Annotated in this window: 20 protein-coding genes; 1 reads left to right on the top strand and 19 read right to left on the bottom strand. The window is 44.0% G+C overall.

Annotation, left to right across the window (positions count from 1 at the left end):
- Positions 1 to 70: 70 nt before the first annotated feature.
- Positions 71 to 4,408, bottom strand: a complete 4,338-nt coding sequence (locus FYJ39_RS16125; RefSeq protein WP_154473476.1) for a hypothetical protein — start codon at positions 4,406 to 4,408, stop codon at positions 71 to 73.
- 191 nt (positions 4,409 to 4,599) lie between these two features.
- Here FYJ39_RS16125 and FYJ39_RS16120 point away from each other — a divergent pair, with 191 nt between their 5' ends.
- The gene (locus FYJ39_RS16120) at positions 4,600 to 5,997 is read left to right on the top strand and encodes a hypothetical protein (RefSeq protein WP_154473475.1); all 1,398 of its coding nucleotides are present in this window, start codon (positions 4,600 to 4,602) and stop codon (positions 5,995 to 5,997) included.
- 70 nt (positions 5,998 to 6,067) lie between these two features.
- Here FYJ39_RS16120 and FYJ39_RS20575 read toward each other — a convergent pair whose 3' ends face one another.
- The 18 genes from FYJ39_RS20575 to FYJ39_RS16035 form a co-directional block, all read right to left on the bottom strand.
- Positions 6,068 to 6,298, bottom strand: a complete 231-nt coding sequence (locus FYJ39_RS20575; protein ID WP_195840465.1) for a hypothetical protein — start codon at positions 6,296 to 6,298, stop codon at positions 6,068 to 6,070.
- Entirely contained in the window at positions 6,210 to 6,608 is a 399-nt protein-coding gene (locus tag FYJ39_RS21595; RefSeq protein WP_154473474.1) for a nucleoside/nucleotide kinase family protein, read from the bottom strand. The genes FYJ39_RS20575 and FYJ39_RS21595 overlap by 89 nt, the downstream gene beginning before the upstream one ends.
- 136 nt (positions 6,609 to 6,744) lie before the next feature.
- The gene (locus tag FYJ39_RS16110; protein WP_154473473.1) at positions 6,745 to 7,680 is read right to left on the bottom strand and encodes a hypothetical protein; all 936 of its coding nucleotides are present in this window, start codon (positions 7,678 to 7,680) and stop codon (positions 6,745 to 6,747) included.
- Positions 7,681 to 7,701: 21 nt separating this feature from the next.
- Positions 7,702 to 9,414: a single-stranded-DNA-specific exonuclease RecJ gene (locus FYJ39_RS16105; RefSeq protein WP_195840462.1), complete on the bottom strand. Its 1,713-nt coding sequence runs from the start codon at positions 9,412 to 9,414 to the stop codon at positions 7,702 to 7,704.
- Positions 9,415 to 9,619: 205 nt separating this feature from the next.
- Positions 9,620 to 10,009 carry a hypothetical protein gene (locus tag FYJ39_RS16100; RefSeq protein WP_154473471.1) on the bottom strand — a complete coding sequence of 130 codons (390 nt, stop codon included), beginning with the start codon at positions 10,007 to 10,009 and terminating at the stop codon, positions 9,620 to 9,622.
- Positions 10,006 to 10,545 (bottom strand): DUF262 domain-containing protein, encoded by a 540-nt coding sequence (locus FYJ39_RS16095; RefSeq protein WP_154473470.1) that lies wholly within the window; start codon positions 10,543 to 10,545, stop codon positions 10,006 to 10,008. Before FYJ39_RS16095 ends, FYJ39_RS16100 begins: the two co-directional genes overlap by 4 nt.
- A gap of 28 nt (positions 10,546 to 10,573) precedes the next feature.
- Positions 10,574 to 11,068, bottom strand: a complete 495-nt coding sequence (locus tag FYJ39_RS16090; protein ID WP_154473469.1) for a deoxycytidylate deaminase — start codon at positions 11,066 to 11,068, stop codon at positions 10,574 to 10,576.
- Entirely contained in the window at positions 11,043 to 11,708 is a 666-nt protein-coding gene (locus tag FYJ39_RS16085) for an HD domain-containing protein (RefSeq protein ID WP_154473468.1), read from the bottom strand. Before FYJ39_RS16085 ends, FYJ39_RS16090 begins: the two co-directional genes overlap by 26 nt.
- Before the next feature lie 109 nt (positions 11,709 to 11,817).
- On the bottom strand, positions 11,818 to 12,549 hold the full coding sequence (locus FYJ39_RS16080) for an anaerobic ribonucleoside-triphosphate reductase activating protein (protein WP_154473467.1): 732 nt from the start codon (positions 12,547 to 12,549) through the stop codon (positions 11,818 to 11,820).
- A 52-nt stretch (positions 12,550 to 12,601) separates the two neighbouring features.
- Positions 12,602 to 15,328, bottom strand: coding sequence for a ribonucleoside triphosphate reductase (locus tag FYJ39_RS16075; protein ID WP_154473466.1), 2,727 nt, complete (start codon positions 15,326 to 15,328; stop codon positions 12,602 to 12,604).
- A gap of 247 nt (positions 15,329 to 15,575) precedes the next feature.
- Positions 15,576 to 15,749, bottom strand: a complete 174-nt coding sequence (locus FYJ39_RS16070) for a hypothetical protein (RefSeq protein ID WP_154473465.1) — start codon at positions 15,747 to 15,749, stop codon at positions 15,576 to 15,578.
- Positions 15,746 to 16,114, bottom strand: a complete 369-nt coding sequence (locus FYJ39_RS16065) for a hypothetical protein (protein WP_154473464.1) — start codon at positions 16,112 to 16,114, stop codon at positions 15,746 to 15,748. Before FYJ39_RS16065 ends, FYJ39_RS16070 begins: the two co-directional genes overlap by 4 nt.
- Before the next feature lie 84 nt (positions 16,115 to 16,198).
- Positions 16,199 to 17,083 carry a hypothetical protein gene (locus FYJ39_RS16060; protein WP_154473463.1) on the bottom strand — a complete coding sequence of 295 codons (885 nt, stop codon included), beginning with the start codon at positions 17,081 to 17,083 and terminating at the stop codon, positions 16,199 to 16,201.
- Between the two features lie 86 nt (positions 17,084 to 17,169).
- Positions 17,170 to 17,943: a hypothetical protein gene (locus FYJ39_RS16055; RefSeq protein ID WP_154473462.1), complete on the bottom strand. Its 774-nt coding sequence runs from the start codon at positions 17,941 to 17,943 to the stop codon at positions 17,170 to 17,172.
- A gap of 113 nt (positions 17,944 to 18,056) precedes the next feature.
- A complete protein-coding gene (locus FYJ39_RS16050) occupies positions 18,057 to 19,652 on the bottom strand; it encodes a hypothetical protein (protein ID WP_154473461.1) in 1,596 nt (531 codons plus the stop codon).
- 172 nt (positions 19,653 to 19,824) lie between these two features.
- Positions 19,825 to 20,688: a transglutaminase-like domain-containing protein gene (locus tag FYJ39_RS16045; RefSeq protein ID WP_154473460.1), complete on the bottom strand. Its 864-nt coding sequence runs from the start codon at positions 20,686 to 20,688 to the stop codon at positions 19,825 to 19,827.
- 365 nt (positions 20,689 to 21,053) lie between these two features.
- Entirely contained in the window at positions 21,054 to 22,139 is a 1,086-nt protein-coding gene (locus FYJ39_RS16040; RefSeq protein WP_154473459.1) for an LPXTG cell wall anchor domain-containing protein, read from the bottom strand.
- Between the two features lie 199 nt (positions 22,140 to 22,338).
- Positions 22,339 to 24,840, bottom strand: a complete 2,502-nt coding sequence (locus tag FYJ39_RS16035; RefSeq protein WP_154473458.1) for a SpaA isopeptide-forming pilin-related protein — start codon at positions 24,838 to 24,840, stop codon at positions 22,339 to 22,341.
- Positions 24,841 to 24,967: the final 127 nt, after the last annotated feature.

The following is a 24,967-nucleotide window of genomic DNA, read 5'->3' as shown; positions in this document are numbered from 1 at the left end:
TGCTTTGTCCTGGCGGAACCTACTGGTTCCGCCAATCATTTCCTTATTTTCACTTTTATCCTGTTGGTGTTTATTCAGTGTTCGTTTCAGCATTCTCTGTTTCTTTTGGAGGAAGAGTGTCAACATGTTGCTGGAATTTATTCATTGCTTCTTCCTCTGTGCTGCCTTCGTATGTGCTATCATCTTCTACTAACGTGTACACATAGACAAATGGTGTGGAACTTTGATCGACGGATTTGGTATAAGCATATCCGCGGTATGTTAATGTACCGGAATCATTTAAAATATCATCTCCGGAGATGCTGTCTCCATATTGTCCGACAGCACTGTAGTCAACATCTTTCGCAGCATTAAAACCTGGATCTCTGGATAAGTCTCCAATCGTGACGTAAACGACGGAACCCATATGGCCACCACAGTTATACACCCATTCATATTCCCAGTGTCCGTGAGAGATTGGAGCAGCATTTCCTGCATCTTCACAAGTCCCCATACTACAAGAATAATTTTCAGGATCGTGATCGCAGTCGATATGACGATGATCTGTTTGACAGTTGAAGACATAGCGCGGCTCTGCTCCAGTCATTTTCCATCCGCCATGTGAGTTATCATCCTTTCCATGGGTGCATAAATCATCCAGTTCATCTCCCATACCGGTATTTGGTACTTCATCACAGGAATCGCAGACCCAATCCCCGTTGCTACGTGAGATAATATCCTGTGTAAAATCGGCCTTAAACCATTTTGTTGTTCCATCCTTATCACACAATCCCTTGTCCAGGGTGGTTTCCAGTCCGGAATTATCGATTGCGCCATCCACACCTTCGCTGTGTCCCGGATGGTACTCTTCGATTGCAATTTGATGCGTAGCCGCCCAAAGGAAATAACAATAATCCTTAAAATGCTGTTTGATGTCCTCATATGCTTTCTTCTCTGCCAGACTAGCGGCATCTGCCGGTTTTTGGAGTGGATAGGAAATAAACTTGCTTGCCATTGAAAGAATCGCTTTTGTATTGTTTAAGTCCACATGTGTAGGTTCTAACTCGTTTCCATAAGAATCACGGAATACAATATTGTACGATTCATAGAATGATACATTTTCATTCGTGGTCAAGCCGGATGTCGTACTATAGGCGCCACGATGGTTTGCTGCATCGTTAATATCCGCCATAAACGCTTCATTTTTTTGCGTAAGCTCCGTAATGATTTCCTGGACAAGCTCTGTATCCTGGGAGAAATTGTATGGCTTCATGTGAGTCTGGTCTTTCTTTGCTTCTTCGGAAAGGTTGGAAATTAAGCTAACGATCAAAATAATCACCAGAAGAATTACAGCGGCCCAGCCTAATATAAATGCTGCTTTGGCTGCGAATGCGGTAATCTTGCCAGAGAGTGCCTGCATTGCCTTCCACACTGCTGTTTCTCCGAATTTGGAAGACAGTTTTGCTCCAATGGACTGCATTGGATGTGCGATAAATTTCAGGGCACTTGTTGCATGCTGCACAGATCGTTTTTGCATCAGCTTTGTACCATGTTTTCCAAGTAGCTTACTACCGGCTTTCATTCCTGCGGTTTTTACACTTTCTGCCGCCTTGACACGAGCCGCTTTCATGGGATCAGCCATGATCTTAAAGGCTACCTCTGATACAAGCTGCTCTTTATTCTTAAAAGGTATTTTATTTAAGATTGTTAAAAGCAAACGCATACCGGCACGATAAGCCATATATGTCTGTTGGGACACGCCAAGAATCTGACCAAGGGCCCTGGCTGCATCAGAATCTTTCATTGAAGACTTCAAGAGTCTGGTTAACCAGCCCTTCAGCACCGTATGAAAACCAGATCCCTTTGGTAATCCATAACGTGCATTGATTTTGGATGCATACAGCGTCTTCAACATCTGAATATCATTGGTACCAGAAAATTGCTTAAGTAACGACTGTAGTTTTGCAGGCGTAAGATCCTTAACAGGAATACCCATGAGCGCTTTTTTCAGATCTTCACTGATCGGTGCGTTCTGTACCCATGCTAAAAATGTATTATTGTCCAAACGCGCAATCGCAGACATCAAAGAGCGTCCTTCACCTAAGCTAAAAAGATCTCCGGCATTCTTTAATGTCTCCATATCCGCTAAGGAAAGACGGCCTTTTCCGGCACACACCATACTAATATCCAACATGGTCATATTTGCTAAGGCGACATTTGCTTGCTGTAACGTAATTCCTTTTTGGGTGGCATAAAATGATGCCAATAAGGTCGTGCTGCATTGCGTTGTACGTGCAATCTGCATGGCTCCGTTAGCAAGCAGTTTTCTCTGCATTGCGATCGCCAACGGTGATGCATAGTCAATCGCATTCATCGCTACTTGCCCGGCCTCTGTCTCACGACTTAAAACGGATTGCATAGCAATTCGACGGCTGGCGCGAAATACAGTTTTAAAATGATCCGGTGACAAAATGTCTCTCATATGATAGAAGCGTCTGGACATTAGGATTTGTCTTTCCCAATCATTGTTCATAGATACTACGTGTTGGTCGTTCTTGGGAGTATAACCTGATTGAAGAGTGCTATGACGTGTATCCCACTGTGAAGTTGATGCTTCCTTTTGTTTTGTTGATTGATGAACGGTGGATTGTTCTCCAATTGATGCATCAGGAGCACTCTTTTCCGAAGATTGGTCTTGCATTGAAGAATTTGCGGTTGACTCAAAACTGTTTCTGGAAATGGTGGTGACAACAATCTTCTTTTCTGATATTTTCCCAGATTCTGCATTCTGCTGCCCACGCAAGGCTTTGACGATATGCTCTGGATTGACGACATCTTTTGGGGAATGTGTTGGTTGATAACCACCCACATTATTTTCAACTTTGCGCGTCGCCTGCCGCACCGCTTCCGCAGCTTTGTGACGAGCGGATTCGTTAAAAAATCCGCCACGAGTTGTAGTGCTGGGTACTCCCGTAGATTCTTGAATGTCATGGCCACTACCAAGAATTTGGATGGTGCCAGATTGCTCTCCGGCCGTTTTGGCCATTGAGTGTTGTGTTTTTGTTGTAGAATGTGAGGACTGCTCTGTACTGGTAATTGGTCTGGAGGCTTGCCTTCCAGTCTCAGCAATTGTTCGTTCATTGCCAATCGACTGAAAGCCACCCATTCTGGTAGATTCTTGCTTTAGAGGTTCTGTGCGTTTTTCAATGTACGAATGTGGTTGATTGGCTGAAGTTGATGGATCTATATGCTGAGGCCGTTCGACGGCATTGGATCCTGTGGTCTCTCTGGTAGCTTCTCCGGTTGATGTTCTGGCAATTTCTCTGGTCGATTCCAACACCGGCTTTTTCGCAGTGATATGTTCCTTTTTTACATATGCCTCAGAGTCCCGTGATGTTGTTTGACTGGCCGGAGTAGACTCTTCTTTCCTTCTTTCCGGCTCTCTTTGGAATTTTTCAGAGACAAATTGCCCATCATGTTTGGCTTTTTCCTCTTTATGGATGTCAGATTTATATGTCGATGCATAAGAGTGTTCTGATTCTGAGGATTCATTTTTTGCAGACCGATGGGAAAAATCAGTCTCGCGGTAGCGGTTATACCCAGCAAGTCCTTCGCGTTGTACAGATTCCGGGCGTGGATCTCTGTGCTGTTCAGAAGAATGTGACCGTTCTGTATAAGAATGCGATTCCCTTTCTCTTTGATAGGACTCTTCCGGATGGTGATACGAAGGCTCCGGGGATTTTGAGTGCTGCGGCTCCTGATATACGGGCGCTCTTTCTGATGTCGTATAAGTCTCTTGACGATGTAAATCATGATTGTATGCCGGCCGCTCTTGTTTTAGATAGGTTGAAGTGGTCTTCTTTTTCTTCTGCTTCTTGGATGCTTCTTCCGCCTCAAGGTCATCAGAATCATCATTTTCCTGGGAAGTATCTGTGTGTTCCGTTTCTGATTCTTTTTCTGGCATCTCTTCGTCTGATGTGGTGCGCTCCGATTCTCTTTCGCGTTCCAGCTCAGCTTCATCCTGTTCCTTCTCGGCGTCCATTTCCGGTTCTGGTCTATGAGAGCGCTCAAATTCAAGCTGTACTTCTCTCATAGCCTCTCGTACTCGCTGTTCATCGATGCCGCGGCACAAAAATACAAACATGCCATTGGCTTTGACAACGCCCTGGAGATCAGAGGCCTTCCGTTTCTCCCATGGAATGCCCTTTTCCTGTAATTTGATCTCTACAAGTCGCACAGCCTCGTCTTCTGCCGCAATACAAAGACATTCATCTGTTTGTTTGATGTCTCTTCTCAGCACATCCTGATAATAGGCACTAGCCTTAAATGTATCTATACCTTCAAACAGGTCCGGTAAACCCTGTAGAAAACTCTGATACAGTTTGATTACGATACTCAGAGATTGGTTCATCATTTGCTCATCGCGCATGGTTACTCCTCCTTTACACATTTGTTCAATTATGGAAATATTTCTTTTAAAAATGCAGAAATATTGCGTTGAACAAATAAGCGGGGTGAATATGTAAAACTATTATTTTTTATATCCGCAAGTTTTTGTCCTTGTGTTATTATTGGGGGGTGGGTATAATCGATATAGATCATATATGAGAGGTGCTTTTTATGAAAGATATGACAATTAACGAATTACGCAAAAGCGGTTATGAATTAGATAATGAAATTTTACAGGCGATTTATGAAAATCCCATGGTGCGGGATTTGCCCAGGGCGGCAGGGCTTTATGGCTTTCTTTCGCGTTTTGTTGTAGCTCAATCATCTATTTATTTTGTGTATGGTATGGATGAGAGCCTTGTGTTTGGCGAATTTGTAGAAGCAAGAGACACCATTTTCCCGGTCAGTCGTGTAAAACGTTATGGTTTCTTTGATCCCAATCAAGATTGCGGGGCAATGATGAGTCCGGGATGTATGGTGGAAAAATTCCCATTAAATTTAGATGTCATCTATGTCAAGATGCAGTCATTGGAAACATTGTGTCGCGCATACAAGAAACACCATTTTCCTATGCCGGAATATATTACACGGGATTCAGATACGATGAACAAATTGTGGGAGTTCCGTGATGTGGCTGATAACCCGGAAATTGTACAGAATCATGCGAAACAATCATTCCAATTAAGGGAATGGCAATATTTATATGACCTGGCCATTTGGGAATGGCCCATTCGTCCAGATGGCAAAAAGCCTGGTTTTGGAGCATTTGCAAGTCATTCTCGCTATTCTCCACGCTTACAGAATTTGAAGGAAATGGAGCGATTATATAATAACCCCAAAGTGTGGGATAAAACATTTCGTTCTGAAAAATGTTATGGTACGGCAATGTTGCGTGATTTTTTTGATGATAAAGAATTGGATTTCGTTTGTCGCGGACTTGATCAGATGGGAATTCCTTACATTAAAGACTTTGTTGACAAAAAAGTAGTTAAGGCAGCCACGGAGGAAAAAGCGTGGTATCAGTCATTCTTTAACAACGACTGGTATAACAAGCAAGCGAATGCAAAAACACTTTACATGAGCCGGCTTGATTTTGGAGCTTTTTTATATTGGGAAATGCAGTATTTGGAAACATTATTTACCGATGAAGAAAAGGAGTACGGAGCACGTTTAGTACAGGATTCTTTTGATATGTATGACAATCAAATGATTCCTGCAACATATGTGTTTGAGTTACCATATTCTAGCTTAGCTTTGTTTCGTGACTACGCAAAAGAAAACCAAATTCCATTTGGTTTTATGGGGACAGAAGCGGTAACGAACGAGTTGCTTTTGCCTTTAATTGTGTCTTATGCACATATGCCATGCATTTTAGATTATTTACATGGAGAGAAATATTGTCTCAGTACAATACATTCATCTAGTGTCGTCGGCGCTGCCCATGAGGGGCGTTCATTTGCAAAGGATGGAAGGGGAGTTTTTATTGCAGAGAGAACATGGTCTGGAGAATTAGGTGCATCAATGTATCATCCACTTCATTCTGTGCGTGGCATCGTTAAACCTTATTAAAAGAGAGGGAAACCTCTCTTTTTTGTGATCAAAAAAGACCCAGTCATGAAACTGAGCCTTAGTCTGAAAATTATGCAGCTTTTGCAGTGACGTAATTTACGATTTCCATGGCAACTTCATCAATCGATTTGCTGGCATCAATCAGCAGATCAATGTCGATTTCGCCTTCATGGAACATACGATCATCATTTTTTAAGCGATTTTCGATTTTCTCAGGGGAGTCTCCACGCTGTTTCATGCGTGCAATCAAGGTGTCTGTTGCCACATCCAGAAAAACAACGATGATTTTTTTTATCCCCATGATATCTTTCCCTTAAGGTTTTGACACCAGAGAAATCCACGATATACATTTCTGTTTTTTCAACCTGTTCCGTGGTTGCACAGTAGCGGTGGCCGTCAAATACAGTGTATGCAACCATCTTTTCCAGTGGAATTTTGTTAAACTCCTCTTCCGAAATAAAGATGTGCCCACGCTCCCCTTCTTTTCTCTTGGGTCTTGTGGTATATGATTCCACGCTCGTCCAGCCAAAAAGCTCAGACAGTCTTTTGGTAACCGCTGTCTTTCCTGCGCCGGAACGTCCGCATAATGCGATCAAAAAATTATTTTTCATACCTTTCTCCTTTCAGACACCTCTATGTCTTGTGTGTTTCATGGTACAATTATGGAATACGACTCCAGCCAACAAAAAACCACGAGAAATGCTCCTCGTGGTTTTGCGGTTATGATTGTGATTTTGCTATGTTGGATTAAGAGGCATTGCCGTTCCAACGGTTCTTAGCATCCTGCGTTCTTAGTGCCGGATACCATACCTGTCTGGCTGCTTCCAGATTTGATTTTAAGCAGTCTACTACGCGTACCCATTCTGCCTCTGTCAGATCGATTTTGTCTTTTCGAATATCCTTTGCTTGTTCCATGAGTACAGGCTTCATGCCAGATTTCAATTCGCCAAGCGGGGCATAACAATTCATCAGCTCAACCCGATATGGGTATTCTTTCGTCGGGGTGCAGGTGATTAACACGGAGTAACAGGGATGCATGCCATCGATTATCTTTTTCTGATGTTTCACTGGTGTTTTATAGATGATATAGTTTTTTTCTTTCGGCGTCTGGACCGCTGCCTGCGACTCATCAGGCTTACAATCTTCAAGAATGCCGAGTTGAAAACATTCCAGGGCCGTTGAGATTGCTGTAATATCTGCCTGATTTTTGGGGTACTGTCGCACACGCTGCTTTAAAAACTCCATCTGTGATGTAAGAGTCGCCACAATTGCCTGTTTGTTTAACGACTCCAGCAGCATATCTCCCGGAGCTTTCCCTGCCAGCTTTCCCATGCGAAGCGGCTGAAATGCAGGAGAAATTTCCGTTTGAGTCTCCGTAGCCCCAACATCATCTGAAACAGCAAGTTCTTCGGATGATAACCGGAACATTGCTTCTTCTGCACAGTCTGTTCGCTTTACAATCAAAGGCATGTCTCCAACTGGGATATTCGCAATCAGAGAGCTGCCTTTTTCAAAATCAAATAGCGAAACGAGGTAAATGGATCGCTGTGAAAAAATATTGAGGAAGGGCTCTCCCTCCTCTTCCGTCATACGCTGTAAGCGATCAGTAAATGACAATCTTGATTTTGCTCTCGGAATGTCAATGACCTGTCCGGCATACTTTTTGTTGTTCTTTTCCTCCATGATACAATCTACTCTCCTATGTTAGTTTTTGTAGCGTCCGACTGCCCGATTCGCAAGTGCCCTGGCAAGCGGAGATGTTCTGGCTGTAGATTTTGAAGGGTATATTTTAAAATACTCCATCTGATTTTTGAATTTGCCCATAAAATGATGTACGGACAATGTTCCAAGCAAAGATACGTGTCTTGGTTTTCCAAGTTCCACATACTCTTCGCCGCCATCGAATTTGACTGCCTCTACATTGGGGGATAAGAGCTTTACACCTCGTCCGTCAGAGATCAGCTTAAAATATTCAGTGCCAACTGGTACCAAGGTCAAATCTTCCAGATAAAACACCGGCATGGGATTTCCTTCGCCATACGGTGCGAATTTCTGCAGTTCCTTCATGGTACTCTCGATGTCATTTGTGCTGATTTTTAAGTCGTATTCATCCTTTTCAACCAGCGAAGAAGGTCTCTTGCCATGCATATCACGCAGCAATGCGCTGCGAAATTCTGCAATGTGTTCAGTAAAGAGTTTAAGCCCTGCGGCCGGCGCGTGACCGCCATAAGAAATTAAAAAATCCTTGTGATCGTCCAACAAGGCTTTCAAATTGCATACACCATCTGATCGGCTGGATCCTTTGGCGATGCCGGTAGTGGCGCTCTCTCCAAGTAAGAAGCAAGGAGCATGGAATTTTTCCGCAACTCTTCCGGCGACAATACCGATGATTCCTTCAGGAATCTCTTTTTCATACGCAACCAATGGGTAATCATCCTGCATGCCGTTCTCTTCGATACTGTCGATAACCTTCTTGGTCCAGGTATCAGATAATTCCCTTCGTGTCTGGTTATCCTGCATCAGTGCCTGAGCCATGCTTTTTGCATCATCATATCGCCCCTCAAAGGTCAACAGATGAAATGCATCCATCGCTCCGTCATCACGCAGTCTGCCGGGAGCATTTAAGACTGGTGCCAGCTTGAATCCGATATTCTCTGCTGTAATATACTTATCCAGATTCAGCTCACACAAAAGAGCGTATAAGCCCTTGGTATTCCCTCTTCTGTCAATCATAGCCTGCAGTCCGTATTTCACTAACAGACGATTGTCCTTTATCAAAGGTACAGAGTCTGCTACCGTTGCGATTGCGGCAAATGACAGGAGTTTTGGCATCAGCCAATGTTTCGTGCCAAGCATAAATCTGCAAAGACGATATGCCAGGCCTGCACCGCAGTATCCATTAAATGCTGCACTGTCCGGAATGGCATTGGGATCAATAATGACATCTGCTTCCGGCAGGATCGGCTGATTTGTTTTTTCATCCATGATCGGTAAGTGGTGATCCGTTACAATAACGGTCATACCCTTTTCCTTTGCTTTCTTGATTGCATCAATAGAGGCAATTCCATTATCCACTGTGATTAAGACCTGCCCATCCTCGCACGCTTCTACCGCTTCTGCTTTTAGGCCATAGCCTTCCGAAAAGCGTTTTGGCAGTTTCACAACCACATTTGCATTGACAGAGTTCAGTCCCATGAACAGGATGCTCGATGCACAGATACCGTCCACATCATAGTCACCCATAATGTAAATGGTTTTCCCACTTCGTACAGCATCTCTTAAAATGATTGCTGCGGACTGCAGATTGTCAATCGGATAAGACTGTTGGTCATTCAACAACTCTTCCACAGACATACCTGTATTTGCGCAGACTACATCCTGGATAGAATGCAGGTCTGCGTTTCGTTTCGTTACCATTTCTTTTCCTTTCCGCATTTCCTCAAAAATGCCTTCATTGTATTTTCGTTTTAATTATGGAAGCGGATAAAAAAGAACAAGAAAAGAGGAGGCCGCGTGGGTCTCCTCTGGATGTTGCAGTAATGTTTAGAATTTTGGTTCCGGCCAGGCAACACTCGTTACATAGCTCATATCTTTTTCTCTTTTTTGATATTGCGTGTTGTAATTATTCCAATGTTTTCTCACCTTCGTATCCAGAAACTCGACAAATCAGTTGTTTTGCCTCGTCATATGTGAGAAATTCTTGAGTAATCAGATTCTCCAAACAACCGGCGTTTAACTCAAACTGGCACTCTGCCAGAATGGCTTCCCAATCATCTCCATACTCTGTTTTCACCTGCTCCAGATTTTCATATCCGTAACAATCCAGCACATCTTCGAGATTGATCTCCGAGCAAAAAACAATCTCGTGTGCCACTTTGAAAACTTGTCCCTGATCCATGGGGAGTTCCTGAATTTGATACAATTCATACACATTCCCCAATCGCTCTGCCATATCCTCTAAGCGCCTTCTGATCTGGAGACAATCATCATCTGTTAAAATCCATTTGCTCATGCTGTACCCCTTTCTTCCTTCAGTAATTTTCTTACACGTTCGATTTCCTCATCTGTATGAGGGGTGCCGCCGGCATTCATATCGATGTACCACTGCAATACCTCTGCTTTAGACTGTAGATCATTTACATTGACTTTCATAGTGTAACGTTCACCAAGCCTATCCTCGTATCCCGAATAATAGGAGCCGAACACCTTGATTTCATTGCCAATGAATCGCTGAATCGCCCGGATTCTCTGTAAGCCGTCCACACATACATAATCATTGTATGCTCCATCCTCCACCTGGCAATTCCAAGATGGGCAGTTAAAATACAAAATCGTACCTGAACGGCCACCTCGCAGAAAATATTCCAAAAATGCGATTTGCTGCTCTTCCGTCCATACGTGGCCACGCTGAAAATCGGGCATGAGCTGGAGTCCCATTTCATCAATCTCTCTTTGGATCCATTCTACCAAAAATGGCAGCCCACAATCGATTTGATAGCTCCCCGATCTGGTGAATGCCGGTATGTCACGAAATTTTTTGTATCTCATGTTTCCTCCTCTGTCTCTTTTACATATTTTATACATGAATTTTGACACAGCGGTTGGTGTCCTCATACTTTCTATACTTGACTCCAGCGGCATCAAACATACGCATAGTCGCCCTTCCTTCCGGCTTCATCTGGTATGCATCGTCAAAGAAAATAACTTCCTTAATCCCAGTCTGAATGATTGCTTTTGCGCATTCGTTACACGGGAACATGGTAACATATAACCGGCTGCCGGCCAGGCTCTCGCCTCTGAAATTTAAGATTGCATTCAGTTCGCTATGCATCACGTAAAAATATTTGTTGTTGCACGGATCTTCATCTCCCTTACCCCATGGGAAACTGTCATCATCGCAACCGGCGGGGAAACCATTGTATCCAACAGACAGAATACGGTTTCTGCTATCTACGATACAGGTTCCTACCTGCGTAGACGGGTCCTTGCTTCTCATAGCAGAAAGACCAGCAACTCCCATAAAATATGCATCCCAACTGATCACATCAGTTCTCTTTTCCTGTTTCTTCATCCCTTTTCTTCTCCTTTGCATCGTTTTGTGCAATTCTTTGCATTGTCTCCAGTGTCTTTGATACGCTGCTGATATTCGTTCGCAAGACAAACAGAATATCCGATAATTCCGGATACAAATCCTTTGCCTGTTTTAACATTGGCAAAAGCAGTTCATTGTTCTCCCGGATATTTTTTGACGCTGCCTCATCCGAAAGGACTCCGGCCATGGAAGACATATTGTGATATCGATCCAAACCTTTAATAATGACAGCTTCTTTGCATAGCAAAAGTTCCCGGAAATACCGTTCCTTTGTCTCTACCTTGCTTTCGGACTCCAATGGCTGAATCGTCAAGCGTTTTACGATTTCCTTGACATGGTTGTTGACCGGCAAAAGCTCCACTGGTACCTCGCAATCTTCACATACATCATGTAAAAGAATACCGGCCATAATCTCGTCATTACGCATTCCAAGCGCCGCCGCATAACAGGCCATCTGCAACGGATGTGCAATGTACGGCGTTCCGTCTTTTCGCAGCTGGCCAGTGTGCTTTTTCCTGGCAAAATTCAGTGCCTGGATCCCCTGATCCATACCGGCTCCCACTAAGAAACCACGCAGATATGTATACATTTTTTCTACGTTATACATCTGGTTCATCATCCTTTCTCCATTTCTTTTTTATAGTTCAACAGAATTATGGAATCGGAACATTCAAAAAAGCAGCACGGATTGTGCTGCTTCAAACTGTATGATGATTCTGGTGTGTGTATCATGCAACTCCGCGTACAGATACCTCAGAAACGTATTCTTTGAACTTTTCGGCAAATGCATCCATTTCCTCCTTGGAAAATGCACTAAGGCCGGTTGGGGCTAACACATTGTCGGAATGTACATACTGTTGCAAATAAAATTTCTGAGCTCCGCTTAACATCTGGGTCATTTCTTTGATCATGCTCTCATTTCCTATATCATGAATACCCTTGACCAAAGTGGTTCTGAATTCGCTGTCGATATGACCGATAGCTGTCATCCATTTCAAAAGCTCCATACTCTTCTGAATATGTCCCTGTGTCTCTGCGGAGAATGAAATGCCACAGGCCTTTTCATAGGTAGAAAATGATGCTTTTACATCCATAGCAATATAATCTACCAGTTTCTCACTGATGCAATGGCTCAAAAACTGAGGATTGGTACCATTGGTGTCCAGTTTGATCTTGTACCCAAGAGCTTTTATTTCCCTCATGAGATCTTCTAATTCCTGGGGGAACAAGGTTGGTTCTCCGCCTGTAATACAAACGCCTTCCAGAATACCGGTTCTGCTTTTCAGGAACTGCAAAAGTTCTTCTACGGTCATCAGTGGCTCTGCCTTTTGTACCAGTTCGCCATTATGACAAAATGGACAGTGGAAGTTACATCCACCAAGGAATACGGTAGCCGCTACGTGTCCCGGATAATCCAGTAACGTGGTTTTTTGCAGTCCGCATATTTTTAAGTTGTTCATACTTCCTCCTTTTTGAAACAGGCAGCACATTTCTGTGCCGCCTGTAAACTGTTTACTCTTCTTTCTGCGCCATTGCCCAGCCACGGATCGGGCCTGCTCCGGCGATGTTCTTACCATCAACTACCAAGGTTGGTGCCGCCATGATGCCGTGTTTGCGTGCAAGATCTGCTTCTGCAACGGCATCGATCACACGATATGTGATACCACACTCATCCAGGTATTTCTTTGCGATCACACAGTTCGGGCAGGTTAGAGTGGTGAATAACAAAAGCTCCTCCGCTGCTGCCGGCGCATTCTCACCAGATGTTGTCACATTCTCATCAGCGGCCTGCATTGGTGTGTCGCAATCACACGCTGTCTGTGCATTTCTTTTGTTGACATTGTACGTGTGTCTGTCCTTAAACTCCTGTGCCTTGCCGTCATTCCAGTTCTGCACCGGACGGTAATAGCCGGTGATACGGCTGTACACCTCTGTAGTCTTATCGCAATGCGGACATTTGATATGTTCTCCAGCCAGGTATCCGTGTTCTGAACATACGGAATAGGTCGGCGAAATGCTGATGTAAGGCAGTTTGTAGTTTGCACAGATGGTTTTTACCAAGCTGGCTGCCGCCATCCAGTCAGGCAGTTTCTCACCTAAGAAGGTGTGGAATACGGTTCCGGAGGTGTAGAGCGGCTGGAACCGATCCTGTACATCCAACGCATCGAATACGTCGTCTACGCTTCCAACCGGGAGATTGGTGCTGTTGGTGTAATACGGAGTACCGTTTTCATTCGCCGTAATAATATCCGGATAACACTTTTTGTCGTGCTTTGCGAAACGATAAGCGGTACTTTCGGCCGGTGTTGCCTCAAGGTTAAAGAGTGCATGATAACGCTCCTGGTACTTCATCAGACGCTCTCTCATGTGATTTAACATTCTCTCAACAAAGTCCTGGGACTGCTTGTGAGTGAGGTCTTTTCCAAGCCACTTGGCATTTAAGCACATTTCGTTTCCGCCAACCAGTCCAATGGTAGAGAAATGGTTGTCAAAGGAACCGAGGTAAGCCTTTGTGTACGGATATAACCCTGCATCTAACAGGCTTGTGATGGTTCTGCGCTTAATATCCAAGGACTGTGCTGTAATATCCATCAGCGCATCAAGATTTCTCCAGAATGCATCCTCATTCGGAGAGACGTATGCAATATGTGGCAGGTTCAAGGTAACAACACCAACAGAACCTGTGGAGTCTCCGGAACCAAAGAATCCGCCATTCTTACGACGCAGTTCCTTTAAGTCGAGGCGCAGACGGCAGCACATGCTGCGGATGTCTGACGGCTCCATGTCAGAATTGACGTAGTTTGAGAAATACGGAGTGCCGTATTTTGCCGTCATTTCAAAGAGCAGACGGTTGTTTTCTGTGTCAGACCAATCAAAGTCCTTCGTAATGGAATACGTCGGGATCGGATACTGGAATCCGCGGCCCTCAGAATCACCCTCGATCATAATCTCGATGAATGCCTTATTGATCATATCCATCTCAGCCTGACAGTCACCGTAGGTAAACTCCATCTCTTTTCCGCCAACAATCGCCGGCAAATCCTTCAGATCATCCGGTACTTTCCAGTCAAGGGTTACATTGGTAAACGGTGCCTGTGTACCCCAGCGGCTCGGTGTATTCACACCAAACACGAACGACTGGATTGCCTGTTTTGTTGCCTTATAAGACAGATTGTCCACCTTTACAAACGGTGCCAGGTAGGTATCAAAGCTGGAAAAAGCCTGTGCTCCCGCCCACTCGTTCTGCATAATACCAAGGAAGTTCACCATCTGGTTACAGAGAGTTGAAAGATGACATGCCGGTGCAGATGAAATTCTGCCAGCCACACCCTTAATACCTGTCAGAAGCAACTGCTTCAGAGACCAGCCAGCACAATAACCGCTTAACATAGAAAGATCGTGAATGTGCATGAAACAGTTCTTGTGAGCCTCAGCAATCTCCGTGTCGTAAATTTCATCCAACCAGTAGTTTGCTGTAACAGCACCGGAATTTGATAAAATGAGGCCTCCAAGCGTGTAAGCCACGGTAGAGTTCTCTTTCACTCTCCAGTCGCCTTTTTGCAAATAGCCCTCCATCAATTCCTTGAAATTGATGACGCTGTCTGCTGCATGGCGAATATTTTTGTGCTGCTGTCGATACAGAACATAGGCCTTTGAAACTGGGAAATATCCGGATTCTGCAAGCACCTGTTCCACTGCATCCTGAATATCTTCAATGTCAATGGCATTATCCTGTATTTTGCAGGTCAGAAGCGTCATGATATTGACCATCATTTTGTTTAATGTGTACTGAGACGGTACAGCAATACCTGTAGCTTCAAATGCCTTGAGCATAGCCTGCTCGATCTTTGCTCCTTCAAAGTTCACCAAATCCTTATTTCTTTTGATGACTTTGAGTTCGGAATGACCTGCCATTAAGTCTGCAAAATTGATGCCGGTTTCTGACATCTGGTTTACCTTATCGCGTCGCTGATAGTTCAGCATATAGGCTTTTGCAACTCTATAGTATCCAGACTCCGACAACACCTGATCTACGGTCTCATAGATATCTTTGATATGGATTTTGTTGTTATGTACCTTACTGTTCAGAAGACTCATGATATTCAACATCAGTTTGTTGAACACATACTGAGACGGTACAGGTACAAATTCATTCGCGAATGCATCGGTAATGGCGGATTCAATCTTCGCTCCATTGAAATCCTCCAGACGATTGTTTCTTTTGATTACTTTAAGCATAGTTTTCCTCCTCTATGTTTTACTATGTGTTGTGTTTTTTGCAGCAACACATACATGATGTTGTGTCGTTGCAATTATGCGATGGGATTCATAAAGATAACTTCAAAAAAAATCACCACGCATATCCATAAAAAATAGAGGTAATCGATTGATACAGTTTTCTCTCGATGCCTCATGGTTTTCGTTAAAATTATGGAATTGGATATTCCCAATGAAAAAGAAAAAAGAAGACCCGTTTCCAGGTCTTCTAATTCATGATGAAATATTGTCTGATTGCTTCAGCCGCAGGCTGTGGAACTAACGTCACCAGTTCCTCATAGGTAAGGATACCCTTACCATAGATTCTGGCCATATCCACATTTCGTTCACCAATGGTACCGATCAGTTCCAGCCATGTCTTTGGCTCTTTTTGCTTTCTCATTTGCTCCGATGCTCCACAAAACCCTCTTCGGTCAGATCATAACAACAGAAACGACGTCCGCCTTCTATCGGCTTCACAGTCGCTTGGATTGTGATGGTCGGATGTGGGCTTAATGCTTTTGCCTTTGTGTTGCACACATCATGTGCCGCCGCTGCATCAGAAGCAACATCGGGTCTGCTGTTTGCCGCAATTGTTTTTGCCATGCGGTAAATACGTCTTCTGCGGCTAATAGCGCCGCCTAAGATGCTGCTCAGTGTCTCCCTGTCGCTTTGGAGTTCGGTGTATACGATATTTCCAAAGCACATGCCGGCTGCCAGTACCAGTGTTACCTGCGTAATACGCGTCAATACTTCCATGTTCATCATTGTTTCCTCCTTGAATGCCTTTACTTTTCAGTGCAATTATGGGAAGAGAAATATCATGACACGCAGGAAATAATGCGGCACCGTTTATTTGCCTTCGTCTGGCTTTTGCTCTGTTTGTGTAGAAGTGCGGAATCCTTCCTTAAATGGCTCACGGGTTTTAAACGAGCCATCGGAGCCTTTGGAACTTCTAAAGCCGCGCTTATCATATTTGTTATGATCAAGGTAGGACTGGATTTCTGCTTCGTGCTCCTTTTGGAACTCTTCTTTCTCTAACTGAGCCTTTACCAAGGCCTCTTCTTTCAGTCTTTCAGCAGCCAGTTCCATCTTCACCGTTTCAAGTACCTCATCGCTCTTGAACGAATCGTTTCTCATAAACATGACTGCCTCCGGTTCGAACAATAACCGGATTTGATCGCAATACTGATCCATTGGCGAAGAGGGCTGCAGATGATAAAAAATCGGATCGGTCGCTATCATACCATACTGGCCACCTAAGGTCATAGGAAGCACCGTTAATCCAATCAGTGGGAATTCCCCGGTACTCACGTCATACTGAGCCATTTCGGCGCCGTAATCAGATAGCAAGGACCATAACCGGTTCATTTCTGCGGACTTTTTATGAGGAAATTGCAGGGTCACGGTATTATAGGCACCTGATTTTTCGAGGGACACTTGCGGGGCCATGGTCAAAAACATGGATTTTCCATGTGTTACCTCACCTTTTTCCAGATCCATGTAATTGATCCGGAATTCTGCGATTGTTAAGTTATTGCCCTGATCATCCTTATCCTTCAAAGCGTCCAAAATATCCGGAATGCTTGGAATTCCAATTTTCTTTAATTTTTCTATGGCCCTGGTCTTTAACAGTTCAACCGGATCCTGAGATTTTTCTTCAGTGAATCCAAAGTGTTTGCTATAGTCAATGACTGTTTCAGTTTGCGTTGCGGTATCATTTATCTTTTCTTGCATAGCTGTTTCACTCCTTCTTTTCTTTCCTTAATTATGTGGAATTTTTCTGAAAAATAGCAAAAAGAGCAGGTCGCCCTGCTCTTTTGTTATCGATCCCAGTCGCCGCTCTGCTCCAAGGGATCAAATAAGATGTCGTTCATCCAGTTCACTTCTCTGTCTGGGCTGATATCCTGATGGAACGCTCCTTCTTCACTTAATTGGGAAATGCCGTATGTGTCCTCAAAGTCCTGAAGCGTTCGTTCGTAATCATACATTCCTTCCTTATATAAATCTTCACACAATGCAACGGATAAAAGATCTGCGATGCCATCGTGACCAACCGCTCCCTTGTCGATGTCATATACCTCTTTTCCATCTAAGGTCACAGATGCGATCAAATGTTTCTCTGGATTTGTGCTTATTTCAATGGTGTGGTTATGGAATGGCACTGTAAACGACAGGCTTTCTTCGCTCATTGCACAGCAATTCAAAGTATGTACGAATTGTGTTTTCAAATCAGCATAACTGTATTTTGGGAAATATTCTTCTGTTAGATCTTGCTTCGTCTGCTGGTGCAGCAGGCTTTCTATCTCGTTAAGCTCAGAAGAATTTCGTTCCCCAAATCCTCTGAGGCATTCGGCAAGGTTTCTTGCACAGTCCGTTGGTTCCAATACGGTCCAATCTGGTGTAATCGTAGCACCATATCGGTACGGAGATGTTTTAGAAAAATCCGCAGAAAATGACAGTCGGATCTGCTCTTTTTGATCCAATTCCAGACGGATGAAGTTTTTATTGATTCCTGTTCTTAATTCCAGAGATGTGCGTAATTCCTGTAACTGGTCTTTGCGAATCAAGTCCTGCAATGTGCGATAATCTGCCATGAAATCTCCCTCCTTCTAAGGTTATAGTGGTGCGATCATATACACACAGGCATCGGTTTTTCGAAGTTTTTGAAACCAATGCCTGTGCTCTTGTTTCCTATTTATAGTGGTGTTTATCTTTCGGTTTCTAAAGCATCGTGCTCTTGTTCCTGCTCATTTTCATACACTGGTTCTTTGCTGTCTTCTGGACTTTCGTGTAACAGATTTCCATTTGAATCTAATTGGCTCACGCCGGTATATACGTCGCCATCGCCCATCTCATATGGCGGGAAAAGCGTATTGAGGTTTTTGGTGTACTCCGGATCCACAAAGTCTTGTTCTGGTGCCGGAATTTCCGGCGCCTCTTCTGCATGTCGCTCTCCCATCTGCTGGGTATCTGCATATTCCTCTGCGTCCCCTTGAGTATTTTCTGCAGATGGTTCTTCATGAGAGTGTTCTGTCTCATGTGCCACCCTATATGCTTCCACGGATTGCAGTAGTGCCTGTTTTCCTTCTTCAATCGCCGCATAATCCTGCCCGATTTTAGACACATAGAGACCGTGTAAAATATCAGCGGCAATTTTGTAATCTTTTGCCTCAGAAAGATCTACTGCTTTGCCATCGATGGATGCAACTAAAGCGTTGTTTTCTTTGCGGATATTCAGTACGTGACCAAAATCAAAATTATTGACATATCCTTTCTCATTCGCTTGCCGGAAGATCTGTGCAAAATCCTGTCTGGTCAGCGTCGTACCTGGACGCATCGTGTTTTTGTTATGTTCTACTGCACGCAGGACCTGACCATCTTTGGTATATCCGGTTCGGTTATAGAGTTCTTTATCCTTGGCGGGGGCATATTCCTTGACTGTGTAATACAACAACAATTTTCTTAAATCACCATGGAGGCGTTTTTCTTCCTGGCTCATCATGCTTGCTTTTCCAAGAAAACGGCCACGATCATCAAGACATGTGGTAACGGAAACTCCTGGCTTTACTTCCATGTTGACTTGAATGTAGGGTTTTCCTTTTTCTGTGGTAGCATTAAAGACCTGAATCTGATCTGCGGAAAGACCTGTTTCTTTCTGCACAAGCTCTGCGAAGCCCTTTTGATATGCTTCCGTCATCTGAGCAACCTGCAAGGAAAGAATACTCTCGTTTGGTTTCATGAGCTGAATGTCCGGTGTTTCATTTTTCGGTTGCTCTTGTTCACCAGCATCCTTTTTGTTTTCTGCTTCTGGTTCCTCGTGTTTTGAAGCCTCTGGCTCTACCTCTTTCTCTGGATGAGCTTCCTTTTCAGATTCTTGTGTCGGTTCCTTTTCCTGTGTCTCTTTTTCCTGATTTTCTTTCTCAGGAGTTCCTTTTTCAAATCGTTCTTTCTTTGCAGCCAACACTTGAATTTGAGCTTCCTTCTTAGCGGCGGCGATTGCAGACTCTTTTTCTGCGTTTCGGTTTCCTTCACTGAGACGTTTGTCGGTGGCAGCTCTGCCTAAAAATACAGACATGGTAGCTACCTTCACCATATTCCAAAAAGATCCCAGACGTAGTCTTGCCCATTGCCATAAACGTGCCACCGGTGTCGGCGCCACTAACGGCTGCAATGCCTTATCGACTTTCTCTTTGGTATCCAGGTGTGCATACATACGCTCCGCCTCTGTACGAAACTGCAGTTTCTGTGCTTCACTTACTTCGTACTGGCGTGGTCCTTTGTTTGGTTGATTTTGAACGGCCATAACAGTTCCTCCTTTATCTTTTTCTAATTATGGATGGACATGTTTCGGTTTACGACGTTCTGTCCTTTCTTCTGTGTATGGAAGAAAAGAAGCACTCTTTTGTTATCCGCAATGTTTGATTGCACTCAAAAAATGCATAGAAAAAGCCCCATCTTTGTGGGGCTAATCTCTATTACTGAATCACATGGCCGCTCTTTTTTGCATTCTCCAGATTGTCAAACATAAACGGAGTCTCTACATACTGGGATGCAGCAGCTTCTTCTGCGGTAAACAGTGTTCTATTGGCAATCGCATCCACATTCAGCCATGCATCGTCGATATATACACGGTTCCAGCCATGGGCGCCGCCTCTCCAGGTACCGACGACCTCCATAGTTGGAATATCACAGAATGTAGCGAATACATGGAACAGCGCTGCATAACCGTCGCAATCTGCAGTTTTGTTACTTAAGCAGGTTGCCGGCTGACCCTCCAGGCCGCTTTTATAGGTAAGATTGGAGTGGATCCAATTTGCAATGTAAGAAACAGTCTCCCGATCATTCATGGAATCGGTTGCCTCTTTCAGATCCCATGCGGTATTGTAAAGCAGATTGAGTGCTGCTTTGTTTGCTTCCGCTTTTTCAGCAGTCGGGTAATCTGTGTACGCTAACAGTGCGTCATACTTTCCATCGCTGCGTACGCCGATTGCCTGCAGGGAAGTGCCAAGCGGATATGCAACATCGTTCATGACGCTGGAATCCTGATAAGTTCCAATAAACATATAACCGCTGTCATCGACAACTGCCTTTTCTCCAGTTAAAAGAGCGGCGTTATCCTTAGCGCAACGTACCAGTTCCGTTGAACCCATGTTGTGATATAACTCCTCTACGATTGCGGTTGCAGTCATGGTCTCAGGGTTGCTTCTGGTAAACGTGGTTACTGCTTCATTTGCCTGCGGCTGATCCATATTTGGACCTTTTGGTGCGGCGTATACACAAGTTGCAAACATCGTAAATACACAAACTACACTGATCATCTTTAAGAATTTCTTTTTCATTTATTTATCCACCTTTCAATTTTTGATGAAAGAATCTGATTCCTTTCTATCTATTATAATTATGGGTGGATTTTTGGCAAGATCAATTCTTGCGGATATGAAAAATGCACCTTTTTTATTGTTTTCATTATCCGCAAACTTTCATTTTGGCACAAAAAAAGTCCTCCGGGAAAAGGAGGACTTTGATGCACGCAATTTCAATGATATTGTTTTACAAAGACTAATTACATTGAGCTAAGACGCTCTTCTGTATGTAGTAACTCACAAATGATTGCACAAACAATATTCAATTTTTCTATGATTCTTGTTTCACATTACACTTAGCTTTTTTCGCTATTTTTTCCGTGTCGTGAAAGGAATGGCAGTTACGTCTTATTTCGACTTCTCCTGCCTGATACATTTGACGACATATACCTGGTTTTTGGCATACGCCTCTCTACTTTTCTTTTGATAGCATGATTGGGCACTTGCATGATTCTGCTTGAAACATACGTCTGTGATCCACAAACGCTTAAGTGCCTTGGCGAAACCCTTGGGAGTAAGATAGCCTCCTGGATTTCAGTTGCAATTGATGGCTTTACTGCCATCACTTTGGTAATTCCGTTCTTTGTGGAGCCATGGTTGTCCAGTGCAGCTACAGTGTTCGTAGGTTTCATCAGTAACACTAATCCGATTAAACTGCTGATAAATACCAATACTGATAACGTATTGCCTTCATCTCCTGTTTTCGGGAGTTCTACTGGATGGTTTACGATCACTCTTGAAACCACCGGTTCCTCTACAACCGGCACATTCACAATAACTCGCTCGACTTCCTCTGGTTCAACCGGAACGACCTCAATCACAACCGGCGGCTCCGGTGTCGGAGTTGGGCGGTCTGGTCTCGGGCGATGTGGTTTTACCGGTGTCGGAGGAATGGTCGGAATTTCCGGTTCTGCTGGTACTACGGGTTCTGCTGGAATTTCCGGCACTTCCGGTACTTCTGGCTCAGTCGGTACTTCCGGCTCCGTTGGTTCCGTTGGAACTTCTGGTTCAGTCGGTTCGATCGGTACGATAGGCTCAGTAGGCACTTCCGGCTCAGTCGGCTCGGTTGGAACCTCAGGTTCTTCCGGTCTTGTTCCGAAATCCATGTCCACATTGTCATCTACTTCTTTGTCAGAAGTATCAAATGTGTTATCATCTGTAGAATCTACAGGAGGATTTCCCTGGTTACCACTATCCGGTATCTCAGAATCCTGATCATCGGTATCCGGAACACTGGTGTCGGTTCCGTCACTGGATGCATCTGATTCTGTGTCGTTGGACGGTGTGTCAACGGTCTCGCCGTTTTCTTCGCTTGATGAATCTGTAATTTCTGTGGCATCGGAAGAGGATGCAACATCCGCATAGGATGTAAATACCAATCCTAAGCACAGGAACATAGTCGCCAGCAACATGATCATCTTTTTCATCTTTTTGTTTTCCTTTCTCTTTGGAAATTTGAACTCCAAACGGCGTTCATTCTTCTGTAACGTGAATTTTAAGAGTACATAGAGTATTGCGCGCTTTCAATTTTACTCATATACCTTTAATCTTCTTCGTAATTATGCAGTCGGATCTATAGCATGAAAACAAAAACAGACCATGAATGATCATGGTCCGTTCTTGTACTTATCTTTTTTTCTTCTTATAGAGGGTTAACATGGTGAAAAGCGAGGCGAGGCCAAAGATGGAAGCTGCGGCAGCATCACCCGTTTTTGGCAATGGCGGTGTTGGCGCAGGCTTCTCTTCTTCTGGTTTGATGATCGGCTTCCATTCCTCTGTCGCTACCGGTTTACTTGGTGGCGGATCTTTTTTGTCTCGATCATGTCCACTGTGGCCACCATCAATCCCTGGTTTACTTGGTTTGTCTGGCTTATCCGGTTTATCTGGTTCTGATGGCGTGGAAGGTTTATCCGGCTCCGATGGCGTTGTCGGCTTATCTGGTTCTGATGGTGTTGATTCTTTTGGTTCATCTTCCATCACAACCTGGCCGCCTACCACTTCTCCGTTTTTTACTTCGAATGTAATACTCTCTGCAATTTCATAGCCATATGGAGACGTGATTTCCGTTAAGACATACATGCCGTCTTCAATATCGTTAATCACATGGGCTGATGTTGTGGATACCCACGTATCAACCACAGTGCCATCCAGTGTTGTCACCTTCAGCTTTGCTCCAGGCAGCTCCTTACCAGTCGCCGCATCCGTTTTTACGAAGGACGCAGATCCTTTGATTGGAGCATCGTACATCACGATTTTCCCGCCCTCTACCTTTCCGTCTTTGACTGTAAAGGTAATGGATTCTGCCAGTTCATAACCATTTGGAGCAGTCTGTTCCGTTAATGTGTATTGACCATCTTTCAGATTGGTCAGCATATGCGGTTTTGCCTGAGATACCCACTGATCGACGATGACTCCGTTTGCATCGGTTAAGACTAATGTTGCACCAACCAACTCTTTTTGCGTGGTCAGGTCCTGTTTGGAGATCACAATGCTGTCTACCAACACTTCTACATCCAAATCCAGCAATGTCTGTCTGACCGCTGATGCCAATACGTTCTGCACATCATTGGATGTCCTTTTGTAATACTTTAAGGTTGGCTCGTTGTAGGAAAAGGTCACTGCGGAAGGTTTGTTCTCAGATAAGAGTACAATTTCCTGCCCGGTCTGGAAGGATGATGCATCACTATCTTTTACGGTCATGCCACTGGTCTCAATGTTGATAGTGTAAATATAGTCGTTATTCACATCTCCGTTGCCATCGACAGTATTGATCATGATCGGGTCACTTGCATAACCATTTCCTTCACGATGGAACGCAATCGTGTTGTCTTCTAAGGCAAAGGATGGAGTGAAGTTATATTGTTCGTAATTCTTCACTGCCTCTTTTAATGCTGCCTTGTACTCATCTACCAGGGCCTCGTCAAATGGTCCATATCCAATTCCGTTGATAAAGGATGGTTCTGTTCCATCAATGACATCATAAACCAAAGCGGAAACAATGTTCAGCGCTACATCACCGTGCATCTGTACCTCTGGATCTGCCATTGCATCTTCATATGACATACCGAAGACCTCTTCAAAAAGTCCCGTGCCATTGAATGGTACTCCGACGTACATCAATGCTCGAATCTTATCATACTTTTCTGCATCAATATTTTGTGAATAATCTTCTACGGGATCTACTTCTGTCGGCACTTTTTTATCATAGTTATAACAGAAGCTCACCTCGCCGTTTACCACAAAGACGCCGGCATCCTGTGAGTAAAAGCTAAATACAACATTCTTGGTTGCACTTTCTGGAAGGCTGCCTGCGATACTTAAGTATTCCGGCACTGAGTTAAATGCGTATGGGGATACTTTGTTGAATTTGCTGAAATAGCCATCTTCAAACTCAGCTCCGGACGCCACCTTAATCAGTTTATCGCCAGACCATAATGCCTTTCCATCGCTTTCATAAATGGTACTGTTAGAAGCGTCAAAGTGTTTTACAATCGCTCCGTACAGGATCTCCCCATTCTCTACTTTGGCATCTCCCAGCTTTAAGGTTTCAATTTCTGTGCCGGCTAAAGACATTTTCAGCATACTGGTTGTGTCATTCAGGTCCAATGTGTCAAACATTGCGTGGTCCATGTTCCACACTGTTTTGAATCCATCTGGAACGGTATAATCCTGTTGCGGTACAGCAGGGCAATACTTAATTAACATTGAGTCATCCGGGTTTTCATTCATCAAAATATTGTCGTCTACTGCTAACCAGCTCTGATTTCCTTTGGCAATTTCGATGGATTCCAAGTCATTTGCACCGTACAAAGCATAACCAGTCATACTGCTAACGTTCTTACCAAGTACCAGTTTTGTGACAGGATATCTGCCTAAAAACGTTGATGTGTCTTCTGCACTGCCAAGGCGTGTGACAGGTTTTCCGTCAATCTCATCTGGGATCGTAACGGTGCCGTTCTGTACAGCTTGTTCGGTAATGCCCGTGATTCTAAAGCCATTCTTCACTGCTTCCGTGATGAAGCCATGTGTCTCTGATGCGTATGCAAAACCGCCGGATGCAAAGACGGAGGTTACGCATAACGCACCAGTCAGCAGGCACGACATCACTTTTGAAATTTTTTTGTGCATACTGTTCTCCTTTCTTGTTTGTGAGCTTCATTGCTTCCACAAAAGTATCAGTACAATTATGCAAGCAAATCATGTCGTTTTCTTATAAAATGTCAGATTCCTTATCCCAATAAAAAAAGAACCCATG

The organism is Clostridium porci (assembly GCF_009696375.1).
In the GTDB taxonomy this organism is placed as follows: domain Bacteria; phylum Bacillota; class Clostridia; order Lachnospirales; family Lachnospiraceae; genus Enterocloster; species Enterocloster porci.
This window is presented reverse-complemented; position numbering and strand designations above follow the sequence as displayed.

Excerpts from the sequence above, each read along its gene's own strand:
- FYJ39_RS16055 (WP_154473462.1), bottom strand. The coding sequence starts at position 17,943 with ATGGCAGATTATCGCACATTGCAGGACTTGATTCGCAAAGACCAGTTA.
- FYJ39_RS16050 (WP_154473461.1), bottom strand. The coding sequence starts at position 19,652 with ATGGCCGTTCAAAATCAACCAAACAAAGGACCACGCCAGTACGAAGTA.
- FYJ39_RS16090 (WP_154473469.1), bottom strand. The coding sequence starts at position 11,068 with ATGAAGAAACAGGAAAAGAGAACTGATGTGATCAGTTGGGATGCATAT.
- FYJ39_RS21595 (WP_154473474.1), bottom strand. The coding sequence starts at position 6,608 with ATGAAAAATAATTTTTTGATCGCATTATGCGGACGTTCCGGCGCAGGA.
- FYJ39_RS16110 (WP_154473473.1), bottom strand. The coding sequence starts at position 7,680 with ATGGAGGAAAAGAACAACAAAAAGTATGCCGGACAGGTCATTGACATT.
- FYJ39_RS16045 (WP_154473460.1), bottom strand. The coding sequence starts at position 20,688 with ATGAAAAAGAAATTCTTAAAGATGATCAGTGTAGTTTGTGTATTTACG.
- FYJ39_RS20575 (WP_195840465.1), bottom strand. The coding sequence starts at position 6,298 with ATGGGGATAAAAAAAATCATCGTTGTTTTTCTGGATGTGGCAACAGAC.
- FYJ39_RS16070 (WP_154473465.1), bottom strand. The coding sequence starts at position 15,749 with ATGAGAAAGCAAAAAGAGCCAAAGACATGGCTGGAACTGATCGGTACC.
- FYJ39_RS16075 (WP_154473466.1), bottom strand. The coding sequence starts at position 15,328 with ATGCTTAAAGTAATCAAAAGAAACAATCGTCTGGAGGATTTCAATGGA.
- FYJ39_RS16105 (WP_195840462.1), bottom strand. The coding sequence starts at position 9,414 with ATGGTAACGAAACGAAACGCAGACCTGCATTCTATCCAGGATGTAGTC.
- FYJ39_RS16060 (WP_154473463.1), bottom strand. The coding sequence starts at position 17,083 with ATGCAAGAAAAGATAAATGATACCGCAACGCAAACTGAAACAGTCATT.
- FYJ39_RS16085 (WP_154473468.1), bottom strand. The coding sequence starts at position 11,708 with ATGATGAACCAGATGTATAACGTAGAAAAAATGTATACATATCTGCGT.
- FYJ39_RS16040 (WP_154473459.1), bottom strand. The coding sequence starts at position 22,139 with ATGAAAAAGATGATCATGTTGCTGGCGACTATGTTCCTGTGCTTAGGA.
- FYJ39_RS16080 (WP_154473467.1), bottom strand. The coding sequence starts at position 12,549 with ATGAACAACTTAAAAATATGCGGACTGCAAAAAACCACGTTACTGGAT.
- FYJ39_RS16120 (WP_154473475.1), top strand. The coding sequence starts at position 4,600 with ATGAAAGATATGACAATTAACGAATTACGCAAAAGCGGTTATGAATTA.
- FYJ39_RS16100 (WP_154473471.1), bottom strand. The coding sequence starts at position 10,009 with ATGAGCAAATGGATTTTAACAGATGATGATTGTCTCCAGATCAGAAGG.
- FYJ39_RS16065 (WP_154473464.1), bottom strand. The coding sequence starts at position 16,114 with ATGATGAACATGGAAGTATTGACGCGTATTACGCAGGTAACACTGGTA.
- FYJ39_RS16095 (WP_154473470.1), bottom strand. The coding sequence starts at position 10,545 with ATGAGATACAAAAAATTTCGTGACATACCGGCATTCACCAGATCGGGG.
- FYJ39_RS16035 (WP_154473458.1), bottom strand. The coding sequence starts at position 24,840 with ATGCACAAAAAAATTTCAAAAGTGATGTCGTGCCTGCTGACTGGTGCG.
- FYJ39_RS16125 (WP_154473476.1), bottom strand. The coding sequence starts at position 4,408 with ATGCGCGATGAGCAAATGATGAACCAATCTCTGAGTATCGTAATCAAA.